Raw genomic sequence first — 23059 nt, 5'->3', positions numbered from 1 at the left:
CGCCCCGCCGGCGCGCGGACCTTGCCCATCGCGGGTCGTTCCCGCCACCCGATCCGGCCTCCGGGAATCCTGAAGTGCGCAAATGGGGCTCTTCGCGGTCGGACGACGCTCAGCGCGACTCGAGCAGCGGCCGGCCGTTGGTCGGCTGGATCGGCCGGCCGTTGCGCGGGTACAGGCGGGCGAAGACGTCGAGCTGGTCCGCGGAGATCGTCACCGGCTGCTTCATCACCACCCACAGCACGTCCTCGGTACACGGCGGCATCGGCAACGAGCCGGTGTAGAGGTAGTGGCCCGGGTCGGCCGGCACCAGCGCCGGCAGGTCGAGCACGGCGTCGGGAACGAACTCGCGCCCGCGATCGAGCGGCAGGTTGTTCCACAAGGTCTGCAGCGCCGGGCTGGCGTCGCCGCCCGCCGACAGCAGCAGCGAGACGATCGCCATGCGGCCGTCATCGGCGCGATGCTGCAGGTAGATCGCCATGTCGTGCGCCATGCCGCCGACGCGATCCTGCGAGGGGCGGTGCAGGGTGAGGCGCTCGAGCGCGTAACGCACCCCACGCACGGTGATGCCCATGCCCTCGCCAACCTCGACCTGCAAGGTGTTGCCGGTATCGCGGATGCGGAAGCCGGTGCGACGGTAGTCGAAGCGCACCGGCGCGAGATCGACCGCGATGCCGTCGCGCAGGTCGATCGGAGACTGCCGCGTGCCCTCCTCGCAGAGCCGCCACTCGGGGCGCATGCGGCCCCAGTGCTGCGGACCGCGCTCGCCCTCGTAGCTCCACTCCGGCACCCCCGGGCCGAGGCGGGTGAGCTCGATGCCGGCCGCGCGCAAGGCCTCCTCGCGGGCCGACGCGGCGCGCTCGGGCGGCGCGGGAGTCGCGTCCGGCGATGCCGGCTGCGCTGCGGCGACGCGTTCCGGACCGGCGGGACGCGGGCGCGGCGGCGTCGGTCTTGCCGGCACGGCGGACGCGGCCCTGGCCGGGGACGCCTTCTCGCGTGCGCCCGCGCGCTCCGGCGCGACCGGCCGCTCCGGCGCTGGCGCCGCCTGGCGGGCCGGCACAGCCGCCTGCGGAGCGGGCGCAGCGCGCCCCTGCGCAGGCGGCTGTTCGCGCACCGGCGGCTTGGGGGCCGGCGCGGTCTTCGCCTCGGGCTCGGCCGTCGCCGACAACTTGGGCAGCGGCGGCAGAATGGACTTGCGAGAGGACTCGGGCGCCGCGGCGCCCTGACCGCCAGGCAGGAACTTGGCCGGGATCTCGACGTGGGTCTCGAAGGCGGGGGGCGCCGCGGCGGGCTGCTCACCGCCGGCACCGGTACGCACCACCTCGGCGGAGACGGACTCCGCGCTCGGCTGGCGCACGCTGCCGGACTGCGCGCGCGCAGACTCCGCGGGCTTCGCCGCAGGCGACTGCACGGCCGTGGCGGCGGCCGCGGCAGGGGGCGTCGAAACCGCCGCAGCCGCGGGCGCTGCGGCGCCCCCAGGGGCCGCCACCGCCGCCGGCTGCGCGCTCGCGATCCGGGCCGCCTCGGCCGCCATCTTCTGCAGCTCGACCGCCGAGGGCGGATCGCACACCTCGCGCCACATGCGCTCGTCCACCGTGTTGCGCGCCACCGCGATCGGCGCCTCGGCCGCCACCGGCTCCTCGCGCACGATGTTGTCGTCGGCATCGACATACACCCGCTTGACCGTGGCGAAGCTGCGGTTGCGGCAGTCGTAGCGGTTGAGCGCCTTGATCATGGCATAGCCGGAGCGCCGCGCCTCCTCCGAGGTCAGCACCACCCGCCCCCAGGAGATCTTGGTGCCGGCGTCCGAGCGGAGGATGCTCGCGCGATCGATCTCGATGCGGCGATCGCGGTCGCTCAACACGAGCTGCCAGTCGGCGGCGCAGACCGCGCCGGCGACATGGGCGAGCAGCACGGCAAGGAGGAGAGGGCGCGGGTTTTTCATCGGCGTCGGCATGGGATGGCGTTCCATCCTGCTAAACGACCGCGAGGGCGGGATCTTGAGCGGCTTGCCACGCGAAAGTGCATACAGTATCTTCCCACGCTCTCGTTAGGGGTGCCCGCCGCGCACGGGCTGAGAAACACCCTTGGAACCTGATCCGGCTCGCACCGGCGTAGGGAAACGTCGTTCATGAGTTCGTCCGCAAGCTCCGCTGCCCCCGGCAGCGCGCCGTCCGCATCGTCCGGGACGGCTTCCCGCATCCCGAACGTGGTGTCCATCGCCGGCGTCGACCCGTCCGGCGGCGCCGGCGTGTTCGCCGACCTCAAGACCTTTTCCGCGCTCGGCGCCTACGGCTGCGGCGTGGTCGCCGCACTTACCGCGCAGAACACCCGCACCGTCACCGGCGTGCATGTGCCGCCCACCGACTTCCTGCGCCTGCAGATCGACACCCTGTTCGAGGACGTCGCCATCCACGCCACCAAGATCGGCATGCTCGGCAGCGCCGAGGTCACCACCACGGTGGCCGAGCGCCTGGCGCACTGGCAGGCGGCCAGGGTGGTGCTCGACCCCGTCATGGTGGCCAAGAGCGGCGACAGCCTGCTGGCGAAGAGCGCGATCTCGGCGCTGCGCGAGGCGCTCTTCCCGCAGGCCTTCCTGATCACCCCCAACCTGCCCGAGGCCGGCGTGCTGCTCGAGCGGCGCGCACCCGACACGGTCAAGGAGATGTATCGCGCCGCCGAGCGCCTGCGCGCGTTGCTGCCGCTGTCGTCCGAGCGCTGGGTGCTGCTCAAGGGCGGCCATCTGCCCGGCAACGACCTGGTCGACCTGCTGTTCGACGGCGACCGCATGGTCGAACTGCCCGCGCCGCGGATCGAGACCAAGAACACCCACGGCACCGGGTGCACGCTCAGCTCCGCGGTCGCCGCGCTGCTGCCGCAGGCCGAAGGCCAGTTCCGTCCGGTCGAAACCGCGGTGCGCCATGCCCGCCAATGGCTGCTCGGCGCAATCGCACATGCGGGCGAGCTCGCGGTGGGCCGCGGCCACGGCCCGGTCCATCACTTCCATGCGCTGTGGCGCCAGCCGCGGCCGACGTCCTAAACCTTCCCGCAGGCTGCCCGACGCGCAGCCCGGCATCCACCCGTCACCACATAAACACACCGATCCCCCGGAGACACAGCATGAACGCCACCGAAAAATTCATCGCCGCCACAGCCCATGTGGACGCAGCCGCGATCGCCCCGCTGCCCAACTCGCGCAAGATCCACGTCGAAGGCTCGCGCCCCGACATCCGCGTGCCGATGCGCGAGATCACCCAGTCCGACACGCCGGCCTCCTTCGGCGCCGAGCAGAACCCGCCGATCTTCGTCTACGACTGTTCCGGCCCCTACTCCGACCCCGCGGCCAGGATCGACATCCGCTCCGGCCTGCCCGCGCTGCGCCAGCAGTGGATCGAGGAGCGCGGCGACACCGAGGTGCTGCCCGGCCTGTCGTCCGAATTCGGCCGCCAGCGTGCCGCCGACAAGAGCCTGGACGAGTTGCGCTTCCCCGGCCTGCACCGCGCGCCGCGCCGCGCCAAGCCGGGCATGAACGTGACCCAGATGCACTACGCCCGGCGCGGCATCATCACCCCCGAGATGGAGTTCATCGCCCTCCGCGAGAACCTCAACCGCGAGCAGTACATCGCCTCGCTGCGCGCCACCGGGCCCAAGGGCCAGAAGATGGCCGACATGATGCTGCGCCAGCACCCGGGCCAGAACTTCGGCGCCAGCCTGCCGGCGACGATCACCCCCGAGTTCGTGCGCGACGAGATCGCCCGCGGGCGCGCCATCATCCCCAACAACATCAACCACCCGGAAAGCGAGCCGATGATCATCGGCCGCAACTTCCTCACCAAGATCAACGCCAACATCGGCAACTCGGCGGTCACCTCCTCGATCGCCGAGGAAGTCGACAAGATGACCTGGGCGATCCGCTGGGGCGGCGACACGGTGATGGATCTGTCCACCGGCAAGAACATCCACGAGACCCGCGAGTGGATCATCCGCAATAGCCCGGTGCCGATCGGCACGGTGCCGATCTACCAGGCGCTGGAGAAGGTCAATGGCCGCGCCGAGGACCTGACCTGGGAGATCTTCCGCGACACCCTGATCGAGCAGGCCGAGCAGGGCGTGGACTACTTCACCATCCACGCCGGCGTGCTGCTGCGCTACGTGCCGCTCACCGCCAACCGCATGACCGGCATCGTCTCGCGCGGCGGCTCGATCATGGCCAAGTGGTGCCTGGCGCACCACAAGGAAAGTTTCCTCTACACCCACTTCGAGGACATCTGCGAAATCATGAAGGCCTACGACGTGGCCTTCAGCCTCGGCGACGGCCTGCGCCCGGGCTCGATCTACGATGCCAACGACGAGGCGCAGCTGGGCGAACTCAAGACCCTGGGCGAGCTCACCTCCATCGCCTGGAAGCACGACGTGCAGGTCATGATCGAGGGCCCCGGCCACGTGCCGCTGCAGCTCATCAAGGAGAACATGGACCTGCAGCTCGAGTGGTGCAAGGAAGCACCCTTCTACACCCTGGGGCCGCTCACCACCGACATCGCCCCGGGCTACGACCACATCACCAGCGGCATCGGCGCGGCCACCATCGGCTGGTACGGCACCGCGATGCTGTGCTACGTGACGCCCAAGGAGCACCTGGGCCTGCCCAACAAGCAGGACGTCAAGGAAGGGATCATCACCTACAAGCTCGCCGCGCACGCCGCCGACCTCGCCAAGGGCCACCCGGGCGCGCAGATCCGCGACAACGCGCTCTCCAAGGCGCGCTTCGAGTTCCGCTGGGAAGACCAGTTCAACCTCGGCCTCGACCCGGACAAGGCGAAGGAATTCCACGACGAGACCCTGCCCAAGGATTCGGCCAAGGTGGCGCACTTCTGCTCGATGTGCGGCCCGCACTTCTGCTCGATGAAGATCACCCAGGACGTGCGCGACTTCGCCGCGCAGCAGGGCATCGACGAGCAACAGGCGCTGAAGAAGGGCATGGAGGTGAAGTCGGTGGAGTTCGTGAAGAGCGGAGCCGAGGTGTACCGCAACGTCTGACCTGAGGTACGGGAGGGCCCGCGCCCGGCGCACGGCCCTCCCGCGCTCAAGGTTTGATCCAGATCAAGATCGCCCGCGTCATCCTGGTCCATAGTCGTCCTGGCCGTCCGCGCCCGATCGCGCGGACTCACCTTCCCTTATCAGGAGACGCCTCATGACTGCCATGATGAAAGCGACGGTGTTCGTCGCTCCCGGCCGTATCGAACTGGTCGACAAGCCGATTCCCGATATCGGCCCCAACGACGCCCTGATCCGCATCACCACGACCACGATCTGCGGCACCGACGTCCACATCCTGAAAGGCGAATACCCGGTCGTGCCGGGCCTCACCATCGGCCACGAGCCGGTCGGCGTGATCGAAAAGCTCGGCAGCGCGGTGCAGGGCTACCAGGAAGGCCAGCGCGTCATCGCCGGCGCGATCTGCCCCAACTTCAATTCCTATGCCGCGCAGGACGGCGCCGCCTCGCAGGACGGCAGCTACCTGATCCCGTCCGGCCACTGCGGTGGCCACGGCTACAAGGCCACTGCGGGCTGGCGCTTCGGCAACCTGATCGACGGCACCCAGGCCGAATACGTGCTGGTTCCGGATGCCCAGGCCAACCTTGCGCCGATTCCCGACGGTCTCAGCGACGAGCAGGTGCTGATGTGCCCGGACATCATGTCGACCGGCTTCAAGGGCGCCGAGAACGCCAACATCAAGCTCGGCGACACCGTGGTGGTGTTTGCCCAGGGGCCGATCGGCCTGTGCGCCACCGCCGGTGCGCGGCTGATGGGCGCGACGACGGTGATCGCAGTCGATGGCAACGACCACCGGCTCGGCATCTCGAAAGTCATGGGCGCCGACGTGACGCTGAACTTCCGCAACTGCGACGTCGTCAGCGAAATCATGAAGCTCACCGGCGGACGCGGCGCCGATTCCGCCATCGAGGCGCTTGGCACCCAGGCCACCTTCGAATCGGCGCTGCGCGTGCTCAAACCCGGCGGCACCTTGTCCAGCCTCGGGGTGTATTCGTCCGACCTGACGATTCCCATGTCGGCCTTCGCCGCCGGCCTGGGCGACCACCGCATCAACACCGCGCTGTGCCCGGGCGGCAAGGAGCGCATGCGCCGGCTGATGAACGTGGTCGCATCCAACCGGGTCGACCTCGGCGTGCTGGTGACGCACACGTACAAGCTCGACGACATCGTTGCCGCCTACGAGCTGTTCGCCAACCAGCGTGACGGCGTGCTGAAGGTGGCGATCAAGCCGGACTGAGCGCGCAGCGCCGAATGCGCCAGGGAGTGGTCGGGACACCCGACCGCCCCTGGCGCGCAGCCTGCTAGCCGCCCCGGACCCGGCTGACGTCGGATTCCAGACCGTACTGCTTCACCTTCTGGTACAGCGTGCTCTTGGCGATATCGAGTTCGCGCGCGGCCTGTGTCAGGTTGCCCCGGGTGGCAGCGATGGCGCAGCGGATCAGTTCCGCCTCGCCGGTGGCGATGCTGCGTACGGCAGGCGGGGCGCCGACAGCCTGCGCCAGCCCTGGCGCTGGCACGCCCTGCTCCATCGCCAGCTCGGGCGGCAGGGCCTCGAGGCCCAGGCATTCCCCCTCGCCCATCAGCACCATGCTCTCGATCACGTTGCGCAGTTCGCGCACGTTGCCCGGCCAGGCGTAGGCATCCAAGGTCGCCAGCAGCGCATCGTCGAACCGGCGCGGGCCAAGGCCATGGCGCTCGCGGAACAACTCGACAAAGTGCGCGGCGAGCAGGCGCACGTCGCCGCGACGCTCGCGCAGCGACGGGATGCGGATCGAGGTGACCGCGACGCGGTAGTAGAAATCCATGCGGAAGCGGCCGGCCGCCACCTCCTGCCGCAGGTCGCGGTGAGTGGCCGCGATCAGGCGGAAATTGACCTTGCGCGGCGTGTTCTCGCCCAGCCGATAGATCTCGCCCTGCTCCAGCACGCGAAGCAGGTGCGGCTGCAGGTCGAGCGGCATCTCGCCGATCTCGTCGAGGAACAGCGTGCCGCCGTCCGCAGCCTCGATCTTGCCCACCAGGCCGCCCTTGCGCGCACCGGTGAACGCGCCCTCGACATAGCCGAACAGCTCGCTCGCCAGCAGCTCGCGCGACAGGCCACCGCAGTTCAACGCCACGTAGGGGCCGTCGTGAAAAGGGCTGGCCTTGTGGATGCCCTGCGCGAACTCCTCCTTGCCGACGCCGGTTTCGCCCAGCAGCAGCACCGGTACGCGCGAACGCGCGAGCTGGTCGGCCTTGCGCAGCGCGTCGCACAGGCCCGCATCCGCGGTGACGATCGAGGCGAAGCCGGCCGGCACCTCGGCCGAGCGCAGGCCTGGCGCGACCGCTGGCGCGCCAGCCAGGTCACGCACCGGCTCGCCTGCCCGCGCACGGTCGAGCCGCGGCAAGGGCACGATCAGCAGCGTGCCCAGGCGCTCACCGCGGCTGCTCACCGGCACCAGCCAGTCGGCACGCAGCCAGGGCGGCAGGGGCTGCCCCTCGTCATCCAGGGCGAGCGCCGCGATGCGGCGTGGCGCGGCAAGATCGAGATCGGCGCCGAATGCTGCAATTGCGGCCTGCGCGTTCTCGTTGGCCTTGATCGGATAGCCGCGGCGGTCGAACAGCACGATGCCGTCGGCGCCTCCGCTCCAGTACGGCAGCGCCGCCTCGAGCAGGCGGTAGCGACGTTCCATCTCGAGCATGGTCAGCCGGTTCTCGATGCGGCTCGCAGTGGTGACCACCAGCGCCAGGCTCTGGCGGCTGTAGGTTTCCGACAGGCCGGACACATCCACCACGCCGAGGATCTCGCCGTCGTGCGGATGGCGGATCATGGTGGCCGAGCAGGTCCAGCGCTTGATGCCGGCGCAGAAGTGCTCGGCGGAATGGATCTGCACTGGCTGGCCCACCGCCAGCGCGGTGCCGATGGCATTGGTGCCGCAGATGCGCTCGCTCCAGGACACGCCGGGCAGCAGGTGGATGGATTCGGCCGAGCCCAGCGTGGGGTTATCGCCTTCCATCGTCAGGATCGTCGAGCTGGTATCGGCCAGCGCCATCACCGTGCCGGTTTCGGCGAGAAAATCGCGCGCACAGGCCATGACGGGCGCGCTCGCCTCCAACAGTTCGCTATGGCGCAGCTTCATTGACGCCAGCGTGGCCTCGGCCACCGGCGGCGGTGCGCGGCGCTTGTCGGGGTCGACATTGAGCTCCTGGCAGCGCTGCCATGAGCCGTCGATCAGGCCGCGCAGCGCATCGGACGCACCTCCTCCGCCATCGAGGAAGCGCTCCCATGCGGCCATGACCGCAGCATCATTGCCGGGATCGGAAAACATCTGCCCGTCGGGCGTGTGGGATGCGTTCAAGTGTCTCCTCCTCGCGAAACGCGACACGGCGGGTCGCTGTGTGCGACCGGAGGGTCGAGCCCCTGTCAGTTCTGCCGCATCGGTTCCGGTGTGCTGCTGTCGCCACGGATGAGGCGACAATCCGGCGCGAGACCTTGCCCGACCGCGGCGGCCTCATCGCACCTCGACTTGAAGCATAGCAAAGGGAATGCCAAAAACCCCACTGCCCTCAGCGGGTCGGCAAGACGATCGCCGCAGCCGGCAGTCTCGGGCCCTGCGGGGGCATCGCGGTCTGCCCGAGCCGGCGCATGCGCACGGACGGACGAGCGCCCAGCCGACGACCGTCCGGTTTTCGTACGGCCGCCGTACGGACGGCGTACGAAAAGCGGACGGTTCAGCCGATGATTCAGGCGACGGCCCCAGCCGGCTCCGCGCAGGCGCGGATGGCTTCCAGCGCGGCGGGATCCTCCAGCGCGCTGAGGTCGCCCAGGGGGCCGCCGAGGTAGGCGGCGCGCACCAGGCGGCGCAGGATCTTGCCGTTGCGCGTGCGCGGCAGCGCCGCCGTGCAATGCACCCGTGCCGGCGCCAGCGCCTTGCCGAGGCGCTCGGCGACATGCGCGCGCAACACGCGCTCGCGCTCCGCCCAGGCCTCGGGGGTCAGGTCTCCAGCGGCGGCGGCCAGCGTCACGAAGCACACCGCCGCCTCCCCCTTCACCGCGTCGGGCACGCCGATCGCGACCGCCTCCCTGACCAGCGGATGGCCGACCAGTACCGACTCGTACTCGGCCGGACCGACGCGCTTGCCGGCGATCTTGAGCGTGTCGTCGCTGCGCCCCTCGATGAACCAGTGGCCGTCGGCATCCACCCGCACCCAGTCGCCATGCACCCAGATGCCCGCAAAGCGCGACCAGTAGGTGTCGAGGTAGCGTGCGTCGTCCTGCCAGAAGCCTGCGGCCATGCCCGGCCACGGCGCCCGCAGCACGAGCTCGCCGACCTGCGTGCCCGCGCCGCGGTCAGCAGCCGGGCCGGCGCGCAGGCTGCGCCCGCCGGCGTCGACCACGTCGGCCGCCATGCCCGGAATCGGCCCGGCAAAGCCGCAAGGCTTCTGCGGCAGGCCGGGGAAGCAGGCGAGGATGCCGCCGCCGATCTCGGTGCCGCCCGAGTAGTTGATGATCGGCCGGCGCCCCTCGCCGACGCGCTCGAACAGCCAGCGCCAGGGCGCCTCGTTCCACGGCTCGCCGGTGGAGCCGAACACGCGCAGGCTGGCGAGCGCGCCTGCTGCCGGCAGCCCCGCCTCGCCCTCGCCCATCAGCAGGCGGGCGAGCGTCGGCGACAGCCCGAGGTGGGTGAGGCGGTGGCGCGCGACGAGTTGCCACAGGCGATCGGGCCGCGGATGGTCGGGCGTGCCCTCGAACAGCATCAGTGCCGCCCCGCGCAGCAGCGCGCCAAAGACCAGCCAGGGCCCCATCATCCAGCCCATGTCGGTGATCCAGCCGATGCGCTCGCCGGCCCTCACGTCGAAGGCCATCATCATGTCCTGCGCCGCCTTCAGCGGAAAGCCGGCGTGGGTGTGGAGCACGCCCTTCGGTCGCCCGGTGGTGCCCGAGGTGTACAGGATCATCAGCGGTGCATCGGCTGCATGCGGCGCGGCGCCGGCCTGGGGCGCGCTGCGCGCCACGAGTTGCCGGTAATCGATCTCGTTGCCGCGGGCGCCACCGTCCGCCGAGGCGGGCTGCACACCGCCGTCGCGTGCCACTACCAGCACCTGCGCGACCGCGGCACTGCGCGCGGCCGCAAGCCGCGCCTCGGCGAGCATGTCGACGCGCCGGCCGCGACGCAGGTAGGCGTCGGCGCATACGAGCAGCTTCGCGCCCGCATCCTGCAACCGGCTCGCCACCGCGTCGGCCCCGTATCCCGAGAACAGCGGCATGGCGATGGCGCCGAGGCGGGCGCAGGCGAGCAGCACGACCGCCGTCTCCGGCACCATCGGCAGGTAGATCGCGACCCGGTCGCCGCGCCCGATACCCAGCTCGGCGAGCCCGGTGGCGAGCCGGCGCGCCTCCTCATCGAGTTCGACGTAGCGGTAGCGCCGCGTGCTTCCGTCGTCACCCTCCCACGACAGCGCCAGGCGCTCGGGGTCTTCGCGCGCGACGCGACCGATCAGGTTGTCGTACAGATCGAGCTCACCGCCGACGAACCAGCGCGGCCACGCCGGCCCGGCGCTGCGCTCGAGCACCCGGCGGTAGGGCCGCGTCCAGCGCAGCGCGAGCGCCTCGGCGACCTCGGCCCAGAAGCGCTCCGGCTCCTCGGTGGCGCAGGCCTGCAGGCCGGCGAGATCGACGTGGCCGTAATCACGGATGAAGCGGGCGAGCCCGGTGTCTTCCCAGCGGCAGCCGCTGGCGAGGACGTGTTCCGACATGTCTGTCCCCTCCTGCGGCTCAGGCCGCCTCCACAATGAACTCGATCGCCTGCGCGCGCGCGGCGCCGGCCCTGCCTTTCCATGCCATGCGGCCAGGTCCCTGATGGACGAGCGCCTTCATCATCTTGTCGTCTCCGCAAAAAGGCCCCCGGACCGGAGCCGGGGGTTGAACAGCGGGCCGTGGCACCCCACGGCCCGGGGGAGAAGCCCGCCTCAGTCGGCGCGCTCCGGCACCGGCAGACCGACCCAGTCCTTGTAGAAGGCCTCGATGTCGGGCTCGAAGTCATGGATCACCGGGTACCACGGCGTGGGCGCCTCGACGTCGTGCATCGTGCCGCAGCTGGGGCAGTAGTACTCGCGATAAACCTGCCACTGCGTGTCCGGCGCCATCAGCTTCGGGTACACCTCAGTCATCGCTTCCTCGGTGTCGCGCACGTAGATGGCGGCGTGCAGCTTCCAGTTTTCGCGATAGTCGCCGAACACGTGGCCGCAGTCGCACTGGGTGACCCACTGCTTGGTCTTGGCCGATTGCACGATGTAGAGATGCGGCCCGAGCGGCAGAACGATCTTGTCCTTGAAGCTGACCTTGGCCTGCAGCGCCTTCAGGTACTGCTCGAAGCGGCTGTTGTCCTTGGGCATCGACAGCATGCGGAAGGTGGTTTCCCAGTCGAGCGAGCCTTCGACGAGGTGGGCGACCTGTTCATTGGTGTAGGTAGACATTTTCCAACTCCTCGATTCGGTGATTACTCTTCGACCTGGACGACGGTCGTGACGTCGGGCAGCAGCGACAGGTCCATGCGGTGCTTGGAGCCGTAGGTCGGGACGTTGAGTTCGGTCTCCAGCAGCTGCCAGTCGGCCGGCAGGCTCCAGAAGGCCTTGAACTCCTTCGTGAACTTCTCCGACAACGCGAAGCTCGTCGCGAACATGTGCTGCACCTGCACCGCCGCGTGCTTGTTGATGATGCGTTCGCGCTCCTCCTTCATCCACTCGCGCGTCGGCAGCGCGCGGGCGAGCCGCTCCTTGCGCATCTCGGCACGGCGTGCGGCGGTCTTCGCGACATCCACCGCGAACACGCCCTTCGCGTCCTGCGTGAACACCGCGCCATAGACCTTCTGCGCGTACTCCGGCAGCAGGAACTTCTGGTTCAGGTCGTTCTCGATCGCCTTCGGCTCGCGATCGATCGGATCCCCGAAGCCCGGGCCGCCGCGCAGGTAGTTCAGGTACAGGTCGTGGTTGTCGTAGCAGTCCTCGGTGGTCATGCACTGCTTGTCGCGCTTGACCACGGCCGTCGCGTCGATGTGGCGCTCGTAGTCCGGACGCGTCGGATCGAGGTCACCGCCCAGCGGCAGCGAGTCGCCGATCGCAATGCGTTGCTCCAGACCCGTCTTGTGCGCCTCGAAGCGATAGCCGGTCGCCGACGGATAGCCACCCATCATTCCCCAGTCGCTGTTCATGAAGCCGTTGCCCATGAAGAACATCGTCCAGTCCTGGGCGTTCCACACCATGCGCAGCGTCTCGAAGCCGCAGCCACCGCGGTACTTGCCGTAGCCCCCGGAGTTGGCCTTGACGTTGCGGCCCAGATACAGGAGCGGCTCGGCCATCTCCCAGATCTCAATGTCGCCCATGTCGCCTTCCGGGTTCCAGATCGCCGCGGCGTGGTTCAGGCCGTCCTTCACCGCGCACGCTCCGGTGCCGCAGCTCGAGGCTTCGAAGCTGTTCACCGCGTGGATCTCGCCGTCCTGGTTGATGCCGCCACCCTGCAGCCAGTTCGAGGTGTTGGCGTTGCCGGCGTTCACCTCCTCCAGATAGCCGCGGCTGAAGTAGGACTGCGAGAGACCGCGCCACAGCGCCGCCCACCCGGACACGAGGAAGTGCCACGCGTAGGCGTGACCGGTGCGACGGTCGTCCGGGTTGCACCACGTGCCCTTGGGCAGGCGGAACTCGGTCGCGTAGTAGGCACCGTCGTTGATGCGCTGGGTCGGCACCAGGGTCTGGCACATCATCACCCAGATGCCCGACGTGAAGGCCACCTGGTGCGCGTTGAAGGTATGCCAGCCCCAGCGGCTCGCGCCTTCGAAGTCGAGGCGCCACTTGCCGTCCGGCTTGATCGTCATTTCGCACGGCGAGTGCATGATCGAGTCGAGCTTGGCGAAGGCGGAAGACACTTGCACGTCTTCGTGCTTGTACGGCACATCGACGAACGACACCTTGCGGTACTTGCCCGGCAGCGTCATCGCCTTGATGCGGTTCATCAGGCCGCGACGGCCTTCCTCGATGACTTCGTAGGCGAACTTCTCGTAGGCCTCGATGCCGTCGGCGCGGATCACTTCCTCCACGAGGTCGCGGATCATGTGGCAGCCGGCGATTCGGGTCTTTTCGTCGAGGATCCAGTACTTGGGCGTGCGCACCGAGCGTTGGGATTCGTGCAGCCAGTCGCGCAGCGGCTCGTCGTTGATGCCGGTCTTGCGGCAGGTGATCATGTAGCCGTCGCCGAAGCGCTGGGTCTGGCCGGTGGACATGGAGCCCGGCGTCACCGCGCCGGTGTCGATCACGTGGGTCACGCCGCCGACCCAGCCGATCAGCCGGCCTTCCCAGAAGATCGGCACGATGGTGGCGATGTCGCACGGATGCACGTTGCCGATCGAGCAGTCGTTGTTGGTGAACATGTCACCCGGGTTGATGCCGGGGTTGGCTTCCCAGTTGTTCTCGATCATGTACTTGATCGCCGCGCCCATCGTGCCCACGTGGATGATGATGCCGGTGGAGGTGAGCACGCAGTCGCCGACCGCGTTGTAGAGCGTGAAGCACAGCTCGCCTTCCTGCTCGACGATGGGGCTGGCGGCGATCTTCTTGGCCGTCTCGCGGGCATGCACCAGGCCGCCGCGCAGCTTGGAGAAGAGCTTCTCGTAGCCGATCGGGTCGCTGTCGCGGAAGGCGAGCTTCTCGAGCCCGTTGTAGTGGCCGCTGGCCTGGGTGCGCTCGATGATGCCGTCGCGGAATTGCTTCAGCGTCTGGCCGTTTTTCAGCAGGTCGGCAAAGCCGAGTTCCTTGTTGTTCATCATGTTCATGGTGATGTCTCCTTGTGCGGGGTCGGCTTAGCGAACTTCTTTCAGGTGGAACAGGCGGTGCTTGTCCACCGTGGTCTCGAAGCCGTCCGGGACGACGAAGGTGGTGGCGTCGGATTCGATGATCGCGGGGCCGACGATGTGGTTGCCGGCCTTCAGGCCTTCCATCTTCCAGAGCGCCGCATCGACCCACTGCTTGTGGCGGTAGAAGGGGCGGGTGCCCAGGTAGGCTTCCTTCGGCGGGGTGGGGCCGGCGTCCGGGTCTTCCGGCAGCACCGGCTTCTGGGTGACGACCATGCCGCGCAGGATCGCGCCGGTGATCGAGAAGCCCAGCTCGGGCGAGCGGGCGGAGCTCGCGTAGACCCGGCCGTAGGTGGTCTCGAAGGCATCGACGATCTGGTTCCAGTCGGCGGCGGTGGCGGCGGTGCCCACCGGCGAGACGATCTCCAGGTCGTTGAGCTGGCCCATGTACTGCATCTTGTAGCCGGGGATCAGGATCACGTCCTCGGGCTTGTAGCCGTTGAGCACGAACTCGTCGATCACCTTTACCGCCAACTCCGACCACGCATCCTGCAGGGTCGCGCAGGCTGCGGCCTTGGCTTCGTCCGGCGCGTGCTGGGCGACGCCCAGGTCCACCGACTTGTCGTAGCGGTACTCGAAATCGGCGCAGGCGCAGCCGAAGGCCGAGAAGCCCGCCGCCCAGGCCGGCACCACCACGTCCTTGAAGCCGACGCCCTCGGTGTAGCCGTAGGTGTGCACCGGGCCGGCGCCGCCGTAGGAGAAACAGGTGAACTCGGCGGGGTTGTAGCCCTTGGCGCTGATGTTGGCGCGCAGGTATTCGGAGAGGGTCAGGTCGAGCAGTTCGATCACGCCGGCGGCGGCATCTTCCACCGACAGGTGCAGCGGGTCGGCGATCTGGGCCTTGATGTGCTGGCGGGCGCGCTCCACGTCGAGCTTGATGGCGCCGCCCAGGAAGTTGTCCGGGTTGAGGTAGCCGAGCACCACGTGGCAGTCGGACACCGTGACGGTGTCCAGCCCGCTCTCCGGCCAGCAGGTGCCCACGCGGTAGCCGGCCGAGTCGGGGCCGAGCTTGATCGACTTGCTGTACGGATCGAGGCGCACGAAACTGCCGGCGCCGGCGCCCACCGAGTCCATCGCCACCAGCGGCAGCGACAGTACCAGGCGGGCCATGTCCGGGTCGGACTTGATCGCGAAGTTGCCCTTGGTGATGAGCGCCACGTCGAAGCTGGTGCCGCCGATGTCGGAGCAGGCGATGTTCTCGTCGCCCAGGGCCTCGCCCAGCAGCTTGGAGCCGATCACGCCGCCGATCGGGCCGGAGACGATGGTGCGGGCGAGCTCCTTGGCCTTCCAGCTGATGGTGCCGCCGTGGGTGGCCATCACCCGCAGGTCGAACTTGGCGCCGTGCTTCTTGAAGCGGTCGCTGACCTTCTTCAGGGTCTCGCGGGACGGCTCGGCGCCGTAGGCCTCGAGGATGGTGGTGTTCATCCGGTGGCTTTCCTTGCGCGAGGGGTAGTAATCCACCGACGCGAAGATCGGGATATCCACCCCGAGCTGGTCGAGCTCCTCGCGGACCACGTCGCGGGCGCGCTGCTCGCTGGCCTCGTTCTTGTGGGACTGCAGCAGGCAGATCACGATGGCCTGGGAGCCGGCCTCCACCAGCTCGCGGGTGGCCGTGCGCACCTCGTCCTCGCGCAGCGGGATGACGACCTTGCCCTGCACGTCGGTGCGCTCGGTGACGCCGCGGGTGCGCGACACCGGCACCAGCGGCTCGTCGTAGCGGTGGGTGTTGAGGTGGATGCGGTCCTCCAGCGCGTAGCCCAGGTAGCTCTGCAGCGCGCGGCCCATGGAGTGGATCTGCTCGAAGCCGCGGTTGCAGATCAGGCCGACGTCGAGGCCCTTGCGGCTCAGGATGCGGTTGAGCATCGCGGTGCCGGAATAGACGCAGGTCGCCAGCTCAGGGTAGACCTCGTCGACGTCGCGCCCCCAGTGGGCGAGCGCGTCCTGCGAGGAGTTGAAGATGGCGAGCGATTCGTCCGCCGGATTGCTCTGCGCCTTGCCGACGACGAAGCGGCCGTCGTCGCGCACGAAGAAGGTGTCGGTCATCGTGCCGCCGGCATCGATGCCCATCACCTGTACGCGTGCTGCGGTCTGTACTTGCATGGTTGTCTCCGTTCCTTCTGGTTGGATGAACGTCTGGTGCAACGGGCACCGAAGCTCCCTTTGCAACCGCCATGCCACATTGAGAACCATGCAGTGCAACACGCACCCAACCCAGGTTCTTCGAGCACACAAGGCCGCAACTTGCCGCATCGCAGCACAATGGAGTGCGGCGTCATGCCGACCGGAATCGATATGGGCGTTCGATTTCCGAACGTTCGATAACGCTCCTCAGAGAAGCCATGGAATTTCCCGCCTGCACCTTGCGTGCGCAGGAACGTGTAGACTTTTAGGTTTTGTCCGCGCGCCGATCCGCCCATGACCCCGCTCGACCACTTCACCCAGGACGACCTGATCGCCGCGCTCGGCGTGGAGACCGTGGCCAAGGGCCTGGGCTACGTGAGCCGGGTCAGCGCGCTGTCCGTCGAGGGCGACACGGTCTCGGCCCTGGTCAAGGGTCGCCAGCGCACGCCCTACACCGTCGAGGCCGAGGTGGAAGATGCGTTCGGCCTTGAAGACGGCGCCTCGATCCTGACCAGCTCATGCACCTGCCCGATGGGCTACGGCTGCAAGCACGTGGCGGCGATGATGCTGGTGTGGCTGCACCAGCGCCGCCGCCCCGACCGCCCGCGCGAGCAGGTGCTGGCCTGGGTGAAGGGTTTTCGCGAGGCCGCGGACAGCCTGGCGAAGGGCGGCGCGCGCAAGCGCAAGCCGGCTTCGGTCAGCTACGCGCTGCGCTATGTCGTCGAGCCCAGCCTGTACGGCGGCGACTTCAGCGTCAGCTGCCACAAGGTGCGCCTCGACCAGCACGGCGAGATCCGCCAGCACGAGCGCTGGAGCAACATCGAGCGCGCGCTGCAGGCGCCGCCCGCCTTCGTCGACGACACCGACCTCGACCTGCTGCGCCTGCTGTGGGCGCACCGCCCGCGCGGCCACATCGACGCGAGCGACGGCCTGCCGCTCGAGGGGCGCCACAGCGACGAACTGATGAGCCGGCTGCTCGCCAGCGGCCGCGCGCATTTCGGCAGTCTCGCCGGCCCGGTGCTGGGCCTGGGCGAGGCGCGCGCCGGCACCCCCGACTGGACGATCACCCCCGACGGCCTGCGCGCCCCGGCGCTGCGGGTGGAACCGGCCGCCGACCGCGTGCTGCCGCTGCTGCCACCCTGGTACATCGACACCGCCCGGGCCGAGGGTGGCCCGCTCACGCTGCAGGTGCCCGCAGAGCTGGTGCAGCGCCTGCTCTGGCTGCCGCCGCTCACCCAGGCCGAATCCGAGCTGGTCGCCGAGACCCTGGCCGAGGTGGCCCCCGCCCTCCCCGCGCCCACGCTGCGCGGCGAGCCACCGATCGAGCTCGGCGGCTCGCCGGTGCCGGTGCTGCGCCTGGAAACGCGCCCCGCCTACCACGCGCGCTTTCGCCAGTACGCACCCCACGGCACCTACCAGTTCGACTTCGCCCTGCTCGCCTTCCGCTACGGCACGGTCACCATCGAGGCCGGCGACGCCCGCCTCTTCCACCCCCTGCCCGACGGACGCAGCGCGCGCCTGACGCGGGACCAGGAGGCCGAGCGCGCCGCCGCACAGCGCCTCGCCGCGGCCGGCTTCGCGCGCATCCCGCCCGGCGCGGTGCAGACGAGCTTCGGCAGCCTCCCGACCGATGCGCTCGGGCTGGCGAGCGAGGCGGCCTGGCCCGACTTCATGGCGGAGACCGTGCCGGCGCTGCGCGCGGAGGGCTGGGAGGTGGCCTTCCCGAGCGACTTCCGCCACCACGCGATCGACATCGACCACCTCATGCTCGACATCGACGAGCATGAGGACGGCTGGCTGGGCCTGTCGCCAGGCGTCGAGATCGAGGGCAAGGCGCTGCCGCTGGCGCCGCTGCTCGCCGGCCTGTTCGCGCACGATCCGCGCTGGCTGTCCGGCCGCCTGGACGACATCGACGACCACGAGGCGGTGATCCTGGAGGACGAGACCCTCGGCCGCCTGCGCATCGGCGCGGCGCGCATCAAGCCGCTGGTGCGCGCGCTGGTCGACCTCTTCGACCGCCCCGACCACGACTGGCGGCTGTCGAAGCTCGACGCCACCCGCCTGGCCGACCTCGACCTGCCCGGCCGCGGACGCGAGCAGGTCGCCGCGATCGCCGCGCGCCTGCGCGACGCCGAGGGCATCCGCGCCGTCGCCGCACCGGCGGGCTTCCGCGCCGAGCTGCGCCCCTACCAGCTCGAGGGCCTGGCCTGGCTGCAGCATCTCGTACGCCACGACCTCGCCGGCATCCTGGCCGACGACATGGGTCTGGGCAAGACCGCGCAGACGCTCGCCCACCTGCTCGCCGAGAAGCAGGCCGGCCGGCTCGACCTCCCCGCGCTGGTGGTGCTGCCGACCTCGCTGGTGTTCAACTGGCAGGCCGAGGCCGAGCGCTTCGCCCCGGACCTGAAGGTACTCAACCTGCACGGCGCCGACCGCCACGCGCGCTTCGAGGAGCTGGAGGCCGGCGACGCCGGCGCCGGGAAGGTCGACATCGCCCTCACCACCTACCCCCTGCTGTGGCGCGACGCCGAGCTGCTGCAGGCGCGCGAATGGAGCCTGCTGATCCTCGACGAGGCGCAGACGGTGAAGAACGCCGCCAGCAAGGGCGCGCAGGTGATCCGCCAGCTGAAGGCCCGCCACCGCTTGGGCCTCACCGGGACGCCACTGGAGAACCACCTCGGCGAGCTGTGGGCGCAGTTCGACTTCCTGCTGCCGGGCTTCCTCGGCAGCCACAAGGACTTCACCGCGACCTGGCGCACGCCGATCGAGAAGCACGGCGACACGGTGCGCCGCGACCTGCTCGCGGCCCGCCTGCGCCCCTTCATCCTGCGCCGGCGCAAGGAAGACGTCGCCACCGAGCTGCCGCCCAAGACCATCATCGTGCGCAGCGTCGGCCTGGAGGGCGGCCAGCGCGACCTCTACGAGACGGTGCGCGCGGCGATGGACGAGAAGGTGCGCGCCGAGATCGCCGGCAAGGGCTTCGCGCGCAGCCAGATCGTGATCCTGGATGCGCTGCTCAAGCTGCGCCAGGTGTGCTGCGATCCGCGCCTGCTGAAGTCGCCCGCCGCCTTGCGGGTGAAGGAGCGCGCCAAGCTCCACCTGCTCATGGACATGCTCCCCGAGCTGATCGACGAGGGCCGGCGCATCCTGGTGTTCTCGCAGTTCACCACCATGCTCGGCCTGATCGCTGGCGAACTCGACAAGGCGAAGATCGGCTGGGTCGCGCTGACCGGCGACACCCGCGATCGCCGGGTGCCGGTGGAAGACTTCCAGAAGGGGCGCGTGCCGGTATTCCTGATCAGCCTAAAGGCGGGCGGCGTGGGCCTCAACCTCACCGCCGCCGACACCGTGATCCACTACGACCCGTGGTGGAACCCCGCGGCCGAGAACCAGGCCACCGACCGCGCCCACCGCATCGGCCAGGACAAGCCGGTGTTCGTGTTCAAGCTGGTGTGCGCGGGCAGCATCGAAGAGAAGATCCTCGCCCTGCAGGAGCGCAAGGCCGCCCTCGCCGAGAGCGTGCTGTCGGAGGACGCGGACGCGCTCGCCAAGTTCGGCGAGGCCGACATCGCCGCCCTCCTCGCGCCGCTCCCCGCGGACGCGCGCTGAGCGGGAGCGGAAGCCGGGCAAAGGTGTCCTGCAGGAGCGGCGCAAGCCTCGGTCTCGGCGCGCCTCCGCGCCGAAGCGATCGAACGCACAAGTCGCCACTTGCGCCGCCCCCGCAATGAGCACGGGGCTCCAGGAGCCCCGTGGGAGCGACGCGAGTCGCGATCGAAGCGGTCGAGATGGCGCGGCGCGAAATCCCGCCGCAAGCGCTCACCCGACCCGTCCGGGGTCAGCGCTGTGCCGGCTCCGCGATGAAGATCTCCACGCGGCGGTTCATCGCACGGCCGGAGGCCGTCGAGTTGTCGGCGACCGGCTGGCGCGAGCCGCGCCCATCGACCGCGATGCGCTGCGCGGACACGCCACGCTGCACCAGATAATCGCGGGTGGCGGCGGCGCGGTTGATCGATAGCGGATCGTTCACCGCATCCGAGCCGGTGCTGTCGGTATGGCCGATGATGGTCACCGTGGTCACCGGATGCTGGTTCAGCGTGCTGGCCAGACGGTCGAGCACCGGACGCATGTTGGGCTTGATCGCGTGGCGGCCCACGTCGAAGGAAACGTCCGCGGGAATGTCGACCTTGAGCTGGTTGTCGGTCGTCTGGCTGATGCCGATGCCGGTGCCCGCGGTCGCCTGCTCCATCTCGGCGCGCTGCTTCTGCATGTTCTGCGACCACAGGTAGCCGCCGCCCGCCCCGAGTGCAGCGCCGATCGCAGCACCGGTTGCGGCGCTCTTGCCCTTGTTGCCGCCCGCGGTGGCGGCACCGATGAGGCCGCCGGCCACGGCGCCGATGGCGGCTCCCATGCCCGTGTCGCGCTGGGTCTCGTTCATGTTCGCGCAGCCGGAAAGACCGCTCACGGCGAGCGCGACCGCGGAAAGGGTGACGATGATTTTTTTCATTGGATGGGCTCCGTTGCGTTGAGGGGGTGCCACTGGGGATGCAGAACGGCGTGAATTATCGATGTAACGCTCATCCACTCTAGCCCATCGGAGTGAAACAGAAAATGACGCGGCCGCCCGCCTTGCGGCGCAGGTCACGCACGCAGGGCATTGAAAAGCACGTATCCCGCCCAGGTCATCAGCACGGATCCAGCCACATGCACGACCAGGTGGGCACCCAGCCAGCCGATCGCGCCGCGCTGCAACAGGTGGAAGGACTCGGCGGAAAAGGTGGAAAAGGTCGTCAGCCCGCCGAGCAGGCCGGTGGTGAGCAGGAGCTTGAGCGCCGGCGACATCGTCGGCCAGGCCTGCACCGCCGCGAGCACTACGCCCATGAGGAAACCGCCCAGCAGGTTCGCCATCAGGGTGCCGAGCGGGACGAGCGCGAACACCGGGTTGAGCCACAGCCCCAATCCCCAGCGCAGCCACGCACCGCACGCCGCCCCCGCCCCAACCGCTGCGAATGCCGCCAGATTCATCGCCCGTGCTCCATCCCGCCTCCCTGCTGCCGCCCACCGGCCGCACGATTCTACCCCTCCGCGGGCATCGCGCCCCGAACGCCGCACCCCGTGACCGGCCCGCTCCGGCGAGCCCGCACGCCCGATCGGCTACAATCGGTCCATTGCGCCGCCCGCCTCGGGGTCCGGCCCCAGCTGCACACGAACCCCCACCATCCCGCCGAACTTTCCGACCCCTGCCTTCCCGATGAAACCCGAAAAGAAACCCGCCGCACCCGCCGCCGAAGCGCCCGTCGTCTCCAACTTCATCCGCAGCATCATCGACGAGGACAACCGCAACGGCAAATGGGGCGGCCGCGTCGAGACACGCTTCCCGCCCGAGCCCAACGGCTACCTGCACTACGGCCACGCCAAGTCGATCTGCCTGAACTTCGGCCTGGCCGAGTCCTACGGCGGCGTCTGCCACATGCGCTTCGACGACACCAACCCCGAGAAGGAAGAGCAGGAATATGTCGACGCCATCCTCGAGGCGGTGCAATGGCTCGGCTTCGAGTGGGGCGAGCACCTGTACTTTGCGTCGGACTACTTCGACAAGATGTACGCCTGCGCCATCAGCCTGATCAAGGCCGGCAAGGCCTATGTCGATTCGCAGTCGGCCGAGGAGATGCGCGTCAACCGCGGCACCCTGACCGAGGCGGGCAAGAACAGCCCGTACCGCGAGCGCAGCGTCGACGAGAACCTCGAGCTCTTCGCGCGCATGCGCGCCGGCGAATTCGCCGAGGGCACGCACATCCTGCGCGCCAAGGTCGACATGGCGAGCCCCAACATCAACCTGCGCGACCCGGCGATCTACCGCATCCGCCACGCCACCCACCATCGCACCGGCGACGCTTGGCACCTGTACCCGATGTACACCTTCGCGCATCCGATCGAGGACGCGATCGAGAACATCACCCACTCGGTATGCACGCTCGAGTTCGAGGACCAGCGCCCGTTCTACGACTGGCTGCTCGACGCGCTCGCCACCGAAGGCCACTTCCCGCGCCCGCTGCCGCAGCAGATCGAGTTCGCCCGCCTCAACCTGACCTACGTGGTGCTGTCCAAGCGCAAGCTGATCCAGCTGGTGAACGAAGGCCATGTCGACGGCTGGGACGACCCGCGCCTGCCCACGCTGGTCGGCGCCCGCCGCCGCGGCTTCACCGCCGCCGGCTTCCGCCGCTTCGCCGAGCGCATCGGCGTGTCCAAGGCCGAGTCGTGGATCGACATGAGCGTGCTGGAAGAGTGCATGCGCGACGATCTCAACGAGGCCGCCCAGCGCCGCGTGGCGGTGCTCGACCCGCTGAAGCTCGTCCTTACCAACTACGCCGAAGGCGCCTCCGAGCTGTGCCAGGCACCCAACCACCCGCTCGAGCCCGAGCTCGGCAAGCGCGACATGCCCTTCTCGCGCGAGCTGTGGATCGAGCGCGAGGACTTCATGGAAGAGCCCGTCAAGGGCTTCCACCGCCTCTATCCGGGCAACATGGTGCGCCTGCGCTACGGCTTCGTCGTCAAGTGCACCGGCTGCGAGAAGGACGCCGACGGCAAGGTCACCGCGGTGCTCGCCGAGTACATGCCCGACTCGAAGTCCGGCACGCCGGGCGCCGACGACTACAAGGTCAAGGGCAACCTGCACTGGGTGTCGGTGGCGCACGGTTTTGAAACCGAGGTGCGCATCTACGACCGCCTCTTCGCCCACCCCCATCCCGGCCAGCGCCGCGAAGGCGACGCGCCCGACTTCGAGCGCGACTTCCTCGACGACATCAACCCCGACAGCAAGCGCGTCATCACCGCCTACCTGGAGCCGGCACTGAAGGACGCCCGGCCCGAAGACCGCTTCCAGTTCGAGCGCCACGGCTACTTCGTCGCCGACCGCGTGGACTCGAAGCCCGGCGCGCCGGTGTTCAACCGCACGGTGACGCTGAAGGATTCGTGGGCCAAGGGCGGGAAGTGAGATCGCATCCTTCGCG

13 protein-coding genes and 1 riboswitch are annotated in these 23059 nt (G+C 69.2%); of the genes, 5 read left to right on the top strand and 8 right to left on the bottom strand.

The genetic code is table 11. The features are described 5' to 3' along the window. Positions 1-109 precede the first annotated feature (109 nt). Positions 110-1942, bottom strand: coding sequence for a carbonic anhydrase (locus PO78_RS23350; RefSeq protein ID WP_231570652.1), 1833 nt, complete (start codon positions 1940-1942; stop codon positions 110-112). 97 nt (positions 1943-2039) lie between these two features. After that, positions 2040-2135, top strand: a riboswitch (TPP riboswitch). On the opposite strand from PO78_RS23350, the gene thiD reads away from it, so the two are divergent. The 3 genes from thiD to PO78_RS08535 all read left to right on the top strand — a co-directional run bounded on the left by thiD (position 2129) and on the right by PO78_RS08535 (position 6289). Continuing rightward, complete coding sequence (gene thiD, locus PO78_RS08545; RefSeq protein WP_043743196.1) at positions 2129-3037, top strand: bifunctional hydroxymethylpyrimidine kinase/phosphomethylpyrimidine kinase; 909 nt, start codon at positions 2129-2131, stop codon at positions 3035-3037. It overlaps the preceding riboswitch by 7 nt. An 80-nt stretch (positions 3038-3117) precedes the next feature. Then, on the top strand, positions 3118-5034 hold the full coding sequence (gene thiC / locus PO78_RS08540) for a phosphomethylpyrimidine synthase ThiC (protein ID WP_043743194.1): 1917 nt from the start codon (positions 3118-3120) through the stop codon (positions 5032-5034). 154 nt (positions 5035-5188) lie between these two features. Continuing rightward, the gene (locus PO78_RS08535; RefSeq protein ID WP_043743192.1) at positions 5189-6289 is read left to right on the top strand and encodes an NAD(P)-dependent alcohol dehydrogenase; all 1101 of its coding nucleotides are present in this window, start codon (positions 5189-5191) and stop codon (positions 6287-6289) included. Between the two features lie 64 nt (positions 6290-6353). On the opposite strand, the gene PO78_RS08530 is transcribed toward PO78_RS08535, so the two are convergent. From PO78_RS08530 to PO78_RS08510, 5 genes are all read right to left on the bottom strand, one after another. Beyond that, on the bottom strand, positions 6354-8387 hold the full coding sequence (locus PO78_RS08530; protein WP_231570651.1) for a sigma-54-dependent Fis family transcriptional regulator: 2034 nt from the start codon (positions 8385-8387) through the stop codon (positions 6354-6356). Between the two features lie 385 nt (positions 8388-8772). Further along, positions 8773-10785: an AMP-binding protein gene (locus PO78_RS08525; protein ID WP_043743190.1), complete on the bottom strand. Its 2013-nt coding sequence runs from the start codon at positions 10783-10785 to the stop codon at positions 8773-8775. A gap of 213 nt (positions 10786-10998) precedes the next feature. Further along, positions 10999-11505 carry an acetone carboxylase subunit gamma gene (locus PO78_RS08520; RefSeq protein WP_043743188.1) on the bottom strand — a complete coding sequence of 169 codons (507 nt, stop codon included), beginning with the start codon at positions 11503-11505 and terminating at the stop codon, positions 10999-11001. A 23-nt stretch (positions 11506-11528) separates the two neighbouring features. Further along, positions 11529-13853, bottom strand: coding sequence for a hydantoinase B/oxoprolinase family protein (locus PO78_RS08515; protein ID WP_043743187.1), 2325 nt, complete (start codon positions 13851-13853; stop codon positions 11529-11531). Between the two features lie 27 nt (positions 13854-13880). Beyond that, entirely contained in the window at positions 13881-16031 is a 2151-nt protein-coding gene (locus PO78_RS08510) for a hydantoinase/oxoprolinase family protein (protein ID WP_043743185.1), read from the bottom strand. A 315-nt stretch (positions 16032-16346) separates the two neighbouring features. Between PO78_RS08510 and PO78_RS08505 the strand changes: the two genes are divergently transcribed. After that, complete coding sequence (locus PO78_RS08505) at positions 16347-19661, top strand: DEAD/DEAH box helicase (RefSeq protein WP_043743183.1); 3315 nt, start codon at positions 16347-16349, stop codon at positions 19659-19661. A gap of 226 nt (positions 19662-19887) precedes the next feature. Here PO78_RS08505 and PO78_RS08500 read toward each other — a convergent pair whose 3' ends face one another. Together PO78_RS08500 and crcB are read right to left on the bottom strand one after the other, a co-directional pair. After that, on the bottom strand, positions 19888-20556 hold the full coding sequence (locus PO78_RS08500) for an OmpA family protein (protein ID WP_004325393.1): 669 nt from the start codon (positions 20554-20556) through the stop codon (positions 19888-19890). Positions 20557-20690: 134 nt separating this feature from the next. After that, the gene (gene crcB, locus PO78_RS08495; RefSeq protein WP_012585966.1) at positions 20691-21074 is read right to left on the bottom strand and encodes a fluoride efflux transporter CrcB; all 384 of its coding nucleotides are present in this window, start codon (positions 21072-21074) and stop codon (positions 20691-20693) included. A gap of 226 nt (positions 21075-21300) precedes the next feature. Here crcB and PO78_RS08490 point away from each other — a divergent pair, with 226 nt between their 5' ends. Then, entirely contained in the window at positions 21301-23043 is a 1743-nt protein-coding gene (locus PO78_RS08490; RefSeq protein WP_004325397.1) for a glutamine--tRNA ligase/YqeY domain fusion protein, read from the top strand. Positions 23044-23059 lie beyond the last annotated feature (16 nt).

This window comes from Thauera sp. SWB20, from assembly GCF_000831325.1.
GTDB lineage: Bacteria > Pseudomonadota > Gammaproteobacteria > Burkholderiales > Rhodocyclaceae > Thauera > Thauera aminoaromatica.
The sequence above is the reverse complement of the archived record's forward strand: the minus strand, read 5'-3'. Positions and strand labels throughout refer to the sequence as shown.